The sequence below is a fragment of the Bacillus sp. BHET2 genome (assembly GCF_005938125.1).
GTDB lineage: Bacteria > Bacillota > Bacilli > Bacillales > Bacillaceae_B > Rossellomorea.
Window position 1 is genome coordinate 1661650 of sequence record NZ_VCQN01000001.1, and the last position, 12805, is coordinate 1674454.

Genomic DNA, 12805 nt, shown 5'->3' on the forward strand with positions numbered 1-12805 from the left:
TATTCTAACTTGAAACGCGAAAATAGGCGATTATCACCTATTCATTCTTCTCACATAGAATAACAATAATTAACTTTGTCTTAAAGGTGTGAGTCGTAATGCCCGCAATCGTAGGAATTGCACAAGTCGTAAGCGTCGGTTCCAGTGCCGTCTTTCATATTGGGGATGTGTTTAATATCAGTCCCATTTCTACAGCCAAAACCTTCGCCGGGGCAGGTTCATTCATAACCGGTAAGGGTATTTCCGTGTATAACGAAAGCTCCCTGACCTATACCGTGGATGATGATGGAATGGATCAAGGAATAAACTTTAACCTATGAGTGTGATGCGAAAATGACTAATTATTATGTACAACAATCCATACAGATTCAATTCATCAAGATTGGTGGAATGTCTAATTCCTCCATTCTTCAAATTGGAACATGTGGCCAAATCGCCACAAATGACTTTCTTTACAATACAGGTGGCTACACAGAGCCTGCTCCGAAAGCGGAGAAAAATGGGAATGGGGTAACAACCCCTCCCTCTGTGTCGCCGCTAGTACCTTTACAAACGCCACAATAAGAATGAAACGCGACAATAGGAAGAGGTGACAGGATGAATAATTACTATATGACCCCACAACAACTCTATCAGTATATCGAAATGTTGAACACGAAAATTGTCGCGTTGGAAAAAAAAGTGAATGACCTGTCACAAGAATTAACCACCCTTAGGGATTCCCCTAAAATTAATGTAGAGAAAATTGAATACAAATTTGATCAGCTAAAAGTGGAATCTCTTGACGGAACGCTGAATATTGGATTGAATCCTAATAACTTAAAAGATACAATAGAGGATTTAGCCGTCGAGCAAAATGTAGATGTTAAGTCCATTAAGGATATAAAACCCTATAAAGAAAGAATTACTGCTGAAATAAAGGCTTATATCGATTCAGAATTACCAAGCTTGATCCAGGATAATGAAATGCAATTCCAACGCTCACTGGATCCAAATTACTACGAGATGATCCAACAGGATTTATTGAACCAAATGCCTCAGCGTATTGATTTCTATTTACAAAACATCCCCTATATTGAGTCCAAAAAGAAAGATGGGGAATGGGAACGAAAGATCATCACTAAGATCAAAAAGGATATCGAAACGGCCCTATTCTCCTTTATGTCGCAAATCCCAGATAATATGGAAGGAATGAAGAACAATGAACCTCCAGGTAATCAATCGTGAATTATCCGTTGGAAATATTGAAATAGCAGGAGTGGCGAGCTCTTCCCTTGTCCTCGTTGGAGATGCTGATATCATTCAGCTTGCCTCTGCTTTCGATACGCCGCCTGAATCACTAATCATCGGTCCATTCGTTCCTCTGACCCCTAAGTGATTTATGCTTAAGAGATACTCAATTGTAAATTCTTTAGATGGTATTACATTAGCTTTCAGCTCGCTTTACCAAATAGGGGATTCTCAGAACATTAATGCCTTGTCAAAAGCGTACGCAGTTCAACGTGAAAGAGAATTTTTCTTAACCAGCGAAGGAACCTTTGATTCTGAAGTGTTTACCAGTCCCATTGAGCTTCCTCGTATTAATCCCGATATAAGAGTGAACCGGTTGAATCTATGTCCGATTAAAGTGAATAACATATATATACGTGCTACATCGTTTTCATCCATCATCCATATAGGGAACACCTCGAATGTGTATATGGAAGGCAGAGTCAAAAATATTCGTCAGCTTGAAAAGGATAAGGGTGAAGAGGAACAAAACTTCGAAACCATTGAAAGTCCAAATTAGATGAAGAACCTTCCTCAGAAATTCACATAGGCTACAAGTATAGACAAATAAAAAAGAGGATGTTGATTATGCCCGCTTTAGTAGGTCCTGTCGCTATTCTAAACGTAGGTGGAGGGAATATACAGTTTGGAGACACAGTCATTATCTCACCAAAAAATGCTTCTAAAACTTTTGGTGGCGCTGGTGGCTTCAATACAGGTCCATTCCAATTAAGCTACAATGTGTTCAGCGTAAGCACGACATTTGATTGCAACGTAATTGATCAGCCAATCACTGGAAATAACTAGAGGATTACCATTTTAAATGAAGGGAATTGCTCTTCATTTAATTGACAGCTCGAAGAAAGATGATTTATTGATACTTGTTAGGTCTCATTTTGAAGTTTGCAGGGCCACTTTTGTACTTCATTTGGCCACTTTCCAGTTCTTTAGGTGACTAGCTTACTCTCCTGCACTACCCTTATCGCTAACCACACGACCAAATGTGGAGCACTCATCATACAAAACAAACAAAAAGCCTTATCAAAGGCTTTTTGTTTCGTTTATCCCTTATCTTTTATTCCGAAGATCGACACTTTTCCTCGTTTTCACCAATAATTTACTCAGTTTGGGTATTCCCTTCAATAAGAAGAAAAGAAGTACTTCGATTTGTCTTGCTTTTAAAGCTCCAAAACATGTCCACCATCGAAGAAGTAAAGGTATTTCTCTGAGACGGTTTCCTTCCAAATCGATTCAAGTGCACGGGTGTACAATTCGATCTGTACTTTATACCTCTCTTCGAGTATAGGCCTCGCTTCCGTAAATCCCTCTTTGTAGCGGTCATGGATACCGTCTGTTTTGTAATCCAACAGCACGATTCCAGCCTCATCCCGGAATACACAGTCGATGACACCTTGAACAAGGATGGTTTCTTCCGGAGCACCTTCACCAGTTTCCGATATCTCACTGAGAGGGACGCTCATGCTAAATGGTATTTCCCTTTGAATGGCCATAGCATGTACCATCCGTTGCCCCAGGTCGCTTTGGAAAAATTCCACGATGTTGTCTAAAGAAATCGCTTTTTTCTGTTCTTCAGTCAAGATTTCTTTATGTACCAACCGTGATAACAGCTGTTCCACCTTTTCTCCAGTTGGAACACCATCTGCAAACGAAATATGCTGCATGACTGTATGCATGGCCGTTCCTCTTTCAGCAGGTGAAAGTTCTTTCGATTGCATGAATTGCGGCCGGTTGTATACAGGTTTTTGATGACGGCGAAGAATATCGATGCTTGAAGCTTCATCCCTTATCTCCACCATCCGCTTCAGCTCGGAAACCGATTGTTTGGAACGGAGACTTGTTGCACTAAGGTGAGGATACTTCCATGATAACCTGTTTAATACCTCTTCTTTATAAGATGAGTTACTCTCCACTTCCAGACCATTCTTCACTTTCTCCTGCCAGTAGCTTTCCTCACTATTTTCTTCTTCGTCTTCTGCACCCAGCTCAGACTTATGAATCGTCGTGATATTCCAGCTGGAAGGATGCTGAAAAATCTCTTCATTCATCTTGATTCCCTCAGACAATGACTCACCACCAAGTTCCCCGCCTTGTGGGTGACGCATGAGGGCTGGACCTATCCAATCAAGATAGGAGCTTGCTTGTGCCCGGTCATAATCAGATAACAACCATTCCGTCTGCCCTAAAGCACTTCGCCAATTCTTAAGTGACTTCTCTAAGCTTTTCACCGTACCCACTAAGATTAACTTCTCCTTTGCACGGGTTAACGCCACATAAAGCACACGCATTTCCTCAGAAATCGCCTCCATGCGTTTCTTCCGTTTAAAGGCCAGTTGAGGCAGTGATGGATAGCTGATCCGTTTCTCTGGATCTGTAAACTTTGTTGCCAGCCCCAAGTCTTTATCCAACAAGTAGGAAGCATTCAAATCCATCAGGTTGAATTGTTTAGACGTCCCTGCTACGAATACAACAGGGAATTCAAGCCCTTTACTTGAGTGGATCGTCATGAGTCGGACCACGTCTTCCTGTTCACTCAGGGCTCTCGCAACTCCAAGATCATCCCCTCTTTCCCTCATCCGGTCAATGAAACGCAGGAAGCGGAATAAGCCCCTGAAGGAAGTTTCTTCATATTGCCGGGCGCGGTCATATAAGGCTCGAAGGTTTGCCTGTCGCTGCTTCCCTCCGGCCATCCCTCCTACATAATCATAGAATCGGGTGTCCCTGTACAATTGCCAAATCAATTCGGTGACAGACCCTTGACGTGCCTTTGTCCGCCAATTTTGCAGATGATACAGGAACACTTTAACCTTTTCAAAGGTTTCTTCTTCCCTTGGGTTAGTCGGTTTTTCATCGGCAAATTTCTTCACGGCTTCAAAATACGTTCCGGCCCGGGAATGGATCCGGATGCTGGCAAGGTCTTGCTCGTCCAGTCCTACAATCGGGGAACGCAACACAGAAGCAAGAGGGATATCCTGGTATGGATTATCAATCACTTTCAACAGTGAAAGCATGATGGCAATCTCGGTCGCTTCAAAGTACCCAGTGGATAAATTCGCATAAATCGGTATCCCCTGACGCTTGAATTCTTCCATGATTTCTGCCGCCCATGGCATGGAACGGAGTAATATCACGACGTCCCGGTATTGAACCTGCCGTTCGGTTTTCGTCTTAGCATCATAGATCGGGGTCCGTTCTTCTATCATCATTTTCACTTTGTTTGCCATATAGCGTGCTTCAAGGACAGACTTCTCGATGTCCCCTTCGTCAAAGATGGACAGCTCCTCTTCTTCAGCGGAAGCTTCATTCGATTCTTGATTGATAAGGGCGACTTCAATCGGATACTCCTTCTCTTCCGGATAAGGAGCACCTTTTACAAGCTCTGCTTCCCTGTTATATTCCATTTCTCCGACAGAAGCCCCCATAATTTGTTTGAATAAAAAGTTCGTCCCCTCCAACACTTCTTTTCTGCTTCTGAAGTTTTGAGAAAGATCTATTTTCATTCCAGATTCACCGCTCACCGGTAGAAATCGGGTGTACTTACCTAAAAATAAATTGGGTTCCGCTAATCGGAAGCGGTAGATGGATTGCTTCACATCCCCCACCATAAACCGGTTCCCAACCGCTTCATGTTCTTCTGTTATAAGGAGAAGAATGGATTCTTGTACCATATTCGTATCCTGATATTCATCCACCAATACTTCTTTGAATTTATGTTTATATTGTTCCGCGGCTTCTGAAGGACGTAAAGCATCGGACGCTGGGTCTCTTAAGATAGCGAGGCAAAAATGCTCCAAATCAGCAAAATCAACGAGTCCTTTTTCTTCTTTCACCTGTTTAAAACGACTGCCGAATTCCACCACCACTTCTGCCAGGGAGTGAATCACGTCCTTCATCTTCAACATATCTTCAAGGAATGACTGAGGTCTTCTGGAGAAAAAATCTTCCTGGATTTTTTCTAACGCTTTCTTCCCTTGATCCCGAAGTTTCTTCGCTTCATCTACAATCTCTTTATTGAAGTCGTCACCTCGACATGGTTTTAATTTGGTGAAAGTTAATGTCTGAATCTTCTCATATAACGCATTCCATGAATGGCGATGACTTTCCTCGAGACTTTCAACTACAGTGATATCGTCAAGGAAATTTTCAGCTCTCGGACCCGGTCCCCCTGGAACACGGGTGAGATCCAAAGCGCGCTTAAATAAACTTTTGGCTCCGTGAAGCTGTAGCTGAATGTCTGTTAACAGTGGATGAATAAAGGAAAGTTGATCAATTTCAGCTCCTTCTTCAATCACATACATCTCGTCTAATCCTCTCAGCCATTCGTCGGGGTTCGGATGAGAGCGTGAAAAATCATACAGCTTGCGAATCATGTCCTGCAGGGCACCGTCACTACGATCGTTCGTGAACGTATCCACCAGTTTAAAGAACGATTGATTATCTTCTTTACCGTATTCCTCTTCAAACAGCTCATCAAGCACTTCGTCCCGAAGAAGGTCCCCTTCTGTTTCATTTGCAATCCTGAATCCGGGATCAATATCGATGAGGTAATAATATTTACGAATTACTTCAAGGCAAAAGGAGTGCAGGGTAGAAATGGAAGCACGGTTCAATAAGCTTAGCTGCTTTCGTAGATGATGGGAATGGGGATCCTCATCGATCGCCTTTTCTAACGCCTGTCCGATCCGATGTCTCATCTCTGCGGCTGAAGCATTGGTAAAAGTAACCACCAATAGTTCATCCACATCCATTCTGTCATCTTCTGCAAGGATCTTCTGAATGATCCTCTCTACCAGGACCGCGGTTTTCCCTGACCCTGCTGCTGCTGCTACAAGTATATCCTGACCCTTCGCCCAAATCGCCTTCCATTGATCATCCGTCCATGTCACATGATCAGGTTTGGCTGGAATCATATTTTTACTCACCTGATTCTACCTCCTCTCGCACTTTCGCTAATAAATCTTCCGGTTTTGCTGTCGGCAACACCCTGTACTCGTTCTCTTCCAGAGACTGATCGAATTGACAGACGGAGCGGAAAGAACAAAATTGACATGGTGTCCGGTCCTTCAGCTTGTAAGGGGAAATGTTTGTTTCACCTGAGATGATTCTGTTCCCTGAAGTTTCATAGAGCTTTCGCACATGTTGTCGCATATAGTGGAAGTCTTCCTCTGAAGCAGCTTTCGAACGGGAAGATAATGATCCGTCCTTCTTGATGCCAGCCGAGATGATATCTGAATTCCCAGTCTCTAGCGTTTGATCCATTAATCGGACAATATCTGAATCTCCAAGGACTAATCCCTTCATTTTAAAGCTCTTAAAGATTTCCTGTTCAATCTGATCGAACGTCAAGATTTTCTTACTATTGATCATAGGGTTATGAACATGGAAATAGAGTACGCCGGCAGGCTTTGCTTCCTTCCCGACAAATTGCGTCGAATTCGTTAAGACAATATCTAAATATGTCAGCATTTGGAGAGCCAACCCATAATATACTTCAGTCATATCCAAATCCCTGGCGCTTGATTTATAGTCGACGATTCTGAGATATACTCCGCTAGCATCCTCCGCTTTGTCTACCCGGTCAATCCTTCCTTGAAGCTCCATCCTTGTCCCATTTCTCAACTGGAACTGGAATGGGGAAAGGGTCGCATTGGGTCCGAACCCAAGCTCTACACCGACCGGAACAAAACCGCTCGATTTCGCATGTTGACTAAGAATAAGGCTCGCCCGACTAATGATTTGCTCAAGCTTCTTAGCGATGTAATAATACCGGTTCGAGCTTAAGAGAATCTGATGCTGAAGCTTCGGTGCCAGCATCAGAACGGCTTCTTTCGCCAGCTGAATACACTGGGCTTTCGATAGTGAGGCCCAGGTCAATCCATGACGTTCCACTTCCTCTGATATCCATTTTAAAGCCGAATGGAACATTTCACCGATATCCGGTGCCTCAAGCTTAAAGAAGTCCCTCTCTCTAAGCTTCAACCCATGGCTTGCGAAATGAGAAAATGGACAGCTATGAAATAGCTCCATCCGAGAAACACTGGCCAGGATATGGTCTCCGTACAATTCCTTACTCGTATCTTCTGATAGCTGATCCGCCCGATTCTGGTAAAAGAGACTGGATAAAATATGCTGAGAGTGCCACTTCCAATCGTTGGACGTTGTATAGAAGTTATACACATCCCACCAGAAATCAAAAATCGGGTAGTCCCTCTTCTTCAATTGTAATTGAGACGTTAAATGAGAAATCGTCACATTCGGATGACATACATAATGGAGTTGTTCCTCTTCTGTTAGCTCAGAAGGTTCATTAATCAGAAGCTTTGTACTTGCCTCAGGAAACATTTCATTGAGTCTTTTAATAAACGAGGAAGGCAGTAATGCTTTTCCTTCTTCATTTGCAATCGGATAGCTAATAAACAAACGCTCACTCGGAGTCGTAAAAGCTTTATATGCCACAAACTCCTCATCAAGGAGCTTCGTCCTGTTACTTGGGGCAATCTTAAATCCCCTTCCGATCAATGACTCACGATCTTCATCGGAGAGGACCCCGTCTTCATTCATCTTCGCAGGGAGAACTCCATCATTCGCTCCGATGATAAAAGCTGCTTTAATATCCCCAAGCCTTGATTTCTCCAAATCAGCGATAATAACCTGGTCAATGGCTGGCGGCACTAACGAGAACTGCATCGTTTCAATTCCCGCATCCAGGATGGCGGAAAATTTCTTCATCGTTGTTTCTTCATCACCAAGCATCTCTACGTACTGATCAAGCAAGTCCATCACCGCTGACCATGCTTGATCATGCTCTCTTGCAGCAATCAAGTCCCCTTTTTCTTCCGCCTCGATCCGTAAACGCTCAAGCTTTGCCGGGATATCCAATTCTTCCAGATACAAATAGAGAGATTCGCAGAATTCCCGTCCGGTCGATTGCTTTTTTAAACGTTTTCCGAGACGGATGATCGGCGCAGAAATAAATAATCGCAGTTCGTTAATCTCATGCTCAAGCTCCCGTTCACGATCCGTTTGCGTGGCATCAACATGCTCAAGACCTCGGAATCGACGGTATTTCCACCTATCTTTCTTCGTCCAGCGGTCCCCTTTAATCCCATAAGCCAATACATAGTTCTCTAACCTATCCATCTTTTCACGGAGATCGGTAGGATTCTTCTGATAGGGGAATAAGAGATCTGTTTTCACTGCCCGAAAGACAGGTTCATATCTCCAGTTTGTGTTCATGATTTCCAGTGTTGAACGAATCAATTCAATGAGGGGGTGATTCAACATCGTCCGCTTCTGATCAAGGAAGAATGGAATCTCATAGTCTTGAAATACCGTCTCTACCTTATCACGGTAATCCTGACTATTTCGGACCAATACGGCGATATCCTTATAGCGATAGCCAACTTCCCTTGCAAGCTTTCTGATTTCCCTCGCAATCCCTTCCACCTCTGCACGGCGGTTGGACGCTTCCAGAAATTCTATCTCCCCATTCCCTTTTTCAAATGGAATCGTAGGACGTTCTTCAAAATGACGCTCTAAATGGAGCATCGATTCATTATGAAAGCGAATCGGTTTGATCATTACGTCTTCTTCTCCAGATGCCCCTGCACTATGACAGATGTCTTGAAGCGTTTGATAGGTTTCGTTCGTCATCCGATACAAGCTTAATTCGTTCATGGCACCCATTTGTTGTTCCGGATCTGTTGTAAGAGCAACCGTCACCTTCTTCGTCTGTTGAATAAGCTGCTCTATGATCAGGTACTCCTGGGGTGTAAAGCTATGAAAGCCATCAATGTAGATTTCTGCCTCTTTCAGAAGCTCAGAATTTTTCACATTATCAGCCAGCAATTGAAAGTAATCTTCCGAATCAATGTATTTGCCGAGAAGCTTTTCCTCGAATTTTTCATAAATCAGTTCAAGGTCATGTAGTTTATCCCTCAGCACCTTGGTGCCTTCTCTTTCACCTTCTCTATCAAATTGATGAAGGTCCATAGGTGTGATGCAGTATCGTTTGAACTCGGTCAACATCGCTTCCACATGATGAATGAATCCCGGTTTTTCTGAAGACTTTGTGAAAATATGTAGATTTTCTTTGTTTTCATCTATAATCTTTCGAATCATCATATTCAATCCGACATCAGACAGGTGATACCTGCTCATACCGCCGGTTTCCTGGAGGATTTTCCACGCCAATCGTGTGAAGCTGAACACTTGTCCACGGATCATCCCGTTCAATCCCGGCGTATTCACAAGCTCGTATTCCGATATAAATGACATTTGATCCGGTACGATGTAGATAATAGGATCCCCGTTCGGCTTTTCTAATAAGCTTTGCTTCATCTCATCCAATATGCGAAAGGTTTTCCCCGTACCGGAGCGTCCGAGAATAAATCGTACAGACATTCCCTCACTCCTCTTCTTAATCTTATCTATTTTAACTCAGGGGTTATACGAATCATTGTATAGGTTCATTATAGTACACTAGGGCAAATCTTTCCCGTCTCAGTCTTGAATGAAAGGAATTGGAACATCCTCTTTAGTGAAGGTCATCATCCTGTAACTCCATTACGTTCAGACCTAATTCTGCATTCATGGAGGAGAGGGTCTATTATCATAACGGGAGGACAAGGACGACATGGAGGTTTATCGCCATACGTCCATTCTTTCTTGCAGGTTTGACGTGTGGAGCTCAAATTGGACATTATCGGGGGTTAAAAAATTCACACTCCAGCCTTTTCCTCTTTTTAATGGGGCTCTAGTCATATTCACATTATTCTCTTCTAACGTTTGAACAGCTTCCCAGAATCCTTCTTCATCTATGGTGAAGGCGATGTGATCGATTCCATATCCCCTGTTCAATTTAAGGTCGCTTTTTTCCTGGAGGCAGATCCATACTGGCCCCCATTCCATATAAGCATCCCTTTTTCCCTTGTGCACAAGAGTAGCTTGTAAGATTTCCAGATAAAAAGGCAATGATTCTTCTAAACTCCTGGCGTTGATCGTGACGTGATTGAAGCCTGTGATGTTCATAGGTAGTCCTCCTTTCTTTTTTTTGCAAAAAAATGAAGGGTTTCGCTCTATTAATAAAGGAAATAAGGGAGATTTTACAATTTTTATATTCATGGAACCCTAAAATCTACGCTATATTCGCTTTATTGCGTCGTTTTCAAGCTTTATGCGTCTATTATATGGTTATTGCGTCGTTTTTCTTTTTTATGCGTCATTTTAAAATTATTTGCGTCATTTATCTTGGTTTATGCGTCTATTAGTAAAAACAGCAATTGACTGAACCCTCGGTCGCTACAGCCCAATGTTCTCACCAAAAAAAGAAGGACGGCATCATCCTTCTTTCACACCTGCATTCCATTCATCTACTAGTAGACCATATAAGAGCATATCATATCGTTTTCCGTCTCTTTGTAGAAATTTGCGGTAGCTTCCTTCTTTCTGAAATCCCAATGATTCATATAATCGGATGGCTCGCTCATTATATGAAAAGACCGTCAACTGTACACGGTATAAATTCAATTCATGAAAGGCATACGCTAAGAGACATTCTATCGCTTCCTTGCCGTATCCATATCCCCATGACTGTTCGTCCCCTATGGATATGGCTATCCCTCCCACTCGATGGTTCCATAGGATGCCATCCAATTCAACAAAGCCAATGATCCTGCCATTATCCTTTAGTCGGATTGCAAACCGAAACCCATTGTGCCCTGGATTGCCCATCCATTTCTTCATTTCCTCTTCTGATTTCGGTTTGTGGGGGATGGCATCAAGTAATCTCTGAACTTCTTCATTTTGATTCCATTCCCTTATGGCCAATATATCTTCATCCTGAAAACCAGAAAGGTAGACTCTTGACCCTGTTAATAAACGTTTCATCTTTTTTCACCTCGACATATGTATTTCGGGGTCTTCCCCTCCTTTTCCTTTATTGCCCTTGTGAAAATGCCATTATCGCTTTTTTATCGACTTTACCCACGACGGTTTTCGGGAGTTCATCAATGAAATGATAGTCCTTGGGAATTTTGTATTTGCCAAACTTTTGTAAGCAATGTACTTTCACATCCTCCGTGGTCATGTTAGCACCGTTTCGAAGTGAAATATAAGCCGTTACGATTTCTCCCCATTTTTCATGAGGCAAACCGATTACTGCACACTCAGAAATGGAAGGATGCTCGCTCAGCCAATGCTCAAGCTCTTCGGGATAAATATTTTCTCCTCCTGATATGATCATGTCTTTTTTCCGTCCAACAATATAGTAATCTTCATCCCTATCATACTTCGCCAAGTCACCTGTATGCAGCCAACCGTCTTTTAATACCTCCTGTGTTTGTTCGGGATTTCGCCAATATTCCTTGAATAAATGATCTCCTCCCAATAATAGCTCTCCCACTTCCCCCTGCCGGACCGGGTTTCCCCTTTCATCGATGACTCTCACACGATTCAACATCATTGCTTTTCCCACTGACCCTTTTTTCATTCGGGATGGATCGATGTAAAAATTATTTGGACCCGCTTCGGTCAAACCATAGCCTTCTTTAAATGGAATCCCTTTCCCCTTGAAAAATTCATATACCTTCCCTGGACAAGGTGCTCCTCCTGAAAGGAATACTTTCATTTTTGGAAACCGAACATGGACGAAATCCTTATTTTCCATTAGCAAGTGATACATCGTAGGTACTAGTAGCACAATGGTGCAACCATATTCGTTCAGGGCGTGTATCGCTTGATTGGGTTCAAATCGTTCAGCAATCACGACTTTCCCACCAACCATCAACAGGGGGATCGATAAAGCATTTAAGCCCCCTGTATGAAACATTGGTAAATAGGTCATCGTGCAGTCATCCTCAGACAAATTCCAGCTCACTACCGTATTCAGGGCATTGGAAGTGATCGATTGATGGGAAAGAACGACTCCTTTTGGACTCCCCGTCGTTCCCCCTGTATAAATCATCATCCACGGATCCGAGGATAAGAGACTCGTACATAGTACTCCAGTATTCTCCTGTGAGTATACTTCCTTCATCACATCGTCTATGCAATGCCGGTGGCAGCTAAGAGGCAAATCGTGAACAAGGGATTGGAATCCGTTCTTATAAAATAATAGGGTTGGCGTACAATTGTCCACAATCGCCCTGATTTCAGATGGAGATAACCGCCAATTCAAGGGTACAAATATAGCACCAATCTTTCCACATGCAAACAACAGCTCGAAGCAGACCGTATGGTTAGTGGAAATGAACACCACCCGGTCTTTCTTCTTTATTCCGGTATCATTCATATATTGAGCCCACTTAGATGCCCGTTCATCTAAAGTGCGATAATCGATCATTTCGTTCGTAGAAGCATTTATTAATGCAACGTGATTAGGAGAGATCATTGATCGCTTCTGCAACCAATCTGTAGCTCTTTCCATGTTCATCTCCTCCTTTGGATGGTTAATTTCATGATAGATGGTGGAGGTTACAAATGAGTTACAATTGGAGATAGACCCATGGCTGATGGATAA

At 42.8% G+C, this 12805-nt stretch carries 11 protein-coding genes; 6 read left to right on the top strand and 5 right to left on the bottom strand.

The genetic code is table 11. The features are described from left to right. The first annotated feature begins 98 nt into the window (after positions 1-98). The 6 genes from FGG79_RS08460 (at position 99) to FGG79_RS08485 (ending at position 2076) form a co-directional block, all read left to right on the top strand. Positions 99-320, top strand: coding sequence for a spore germination protein (locus FGG79_RS08460; protein WP_138777268.1), 222 nt, complete (start codon positions 99-101; stop codon positions 318-320). A gap of 13 nt (positions 321-333) precedes the next feature. Then, the gene (locus FGG79_RS08465) at positions 334-564 is read left to right on the top strand and encodes a spore germination protein GerPB (RefSeq protein WP_138777269.1); all 231 of its coding nucleotides are present in this window, start codon (positions 334-336) and stop codon (positions 562-564) included. 33 nt (positions 565-597) lie between these two features. After that, positions 598-1227, top strand: coding sequence for a spore germination protein GerPC (gene gerPC / locus FGG79_RS08470; RefSeq protein ID WP_138777270.1), 630 nt, complete (start codon positions 598-600; stop codon positions 1225-1227). Then, entirely contained in the window at positions 1202-1378 is a 177-nt protein-coding gene (locus FGG79_RS08475) for a spore gernimation protein GerPD (RefSeq protein WP_138777271.1), read from the top strand. Before gerPC ends, FGG79_RS08475 begins: the two co-directional genes overlap by 26 nt. Before the next feature lie 3 nt (positions 1379-1381). Continuing rightward, entirely contained in the window at positions 1382-1789 is a 408-nt protein-coding gene (locus tag FGG79_RS08480) for a spore germination protein GerPE (protein ID WP_138777272.1), read from the top strand. Positions 1790-1857: 68 nt separating this feature from the next. Next, complete coding sequence (locus FGG79_RS08485; RefSeq protein ID WP_138777273.1) at positions 1858-2076, top strand: spore germination protein; 219 nt, start codon at positions 1858-1860, stop codon at positions 2074-2076. Between the two features lie 371 nt (positions 2077-2447). On the opposite strand, the gene addA is transcribed toward FGG79_RS08485, so the two are convergent. The 5 genes from addA to FGG79_RS08510 all read right to left on the bottom strand — a co-directional run bounded on the left by addA (position 2448) and on the right by FGG79_RS08510 (position 12712). Further along, positions 2448-6197, bottom strand: a complete 3750-nt coding sequence (gene addA, locus FGG79_RS08490; RefSeq protein ID WP_138777675.1) for a helicase-exonuclease AddAB subunit AddA — start codon at positions 6195-6197, stop codon at positions 2448-2450. A 4-nt stretch (positions 6198-6201) separates the two neighbouring features. Further along, positions 6202-9690 carry a helicase-exonuclease AddAB subunit AddB gene (gene addB, locus FGG79_RS08495; RefSeq protein ID WP_138777274.1) on the bottom strand — a complete coding sequence of 1163 codons (3489 nt, stop codon included), beginning with the start codon at positions 9688-9690 and terminating at the stop codon, positions 6202-6204. A 240-nt stretch (positions 9691-9930) separates the two neighbouring features. Next, positions 9931-10317 carry a VOC family protein gene (locus FGG79_RS08500; RefSeq protein WP_138777275.1) on the bottom strand — a complete coding sequence of 129 codons (387 nt, stop codon included), beginning with the start codon at positions 10315-10317 and terminating at the stop codon, positions 9931-9933. A 309-nt stretch (positions 10318-10626) separates the two neighbouring features. Further along, the gene (locus FGG79_RS08505; RefSeq protein ID WP_138777276.1) at positions 10627-11175 is read right to left on the bottom strand and encodes a GNAT family N-acetyltransferase; all 549 of its coding nucleotides are present in this window, start codon (positions 11173-11175) and stop codon (positions 10627-10629) included. Between the two features lie 49 nt (positions 11176-11224). Continuing rightward, positions 11225-12712, bottom strand: coding sequence for a class I adenylate-forming enzyme family protein (locus FGG79_RS08510; RefSeq protein WP_138777277.1), 1488 nt, complete (start codon positions 12710-12712; stop codon positions 11225-11227). Between the last annotated feature and the right edge of the window lie 93 nt (positions 12713-12805).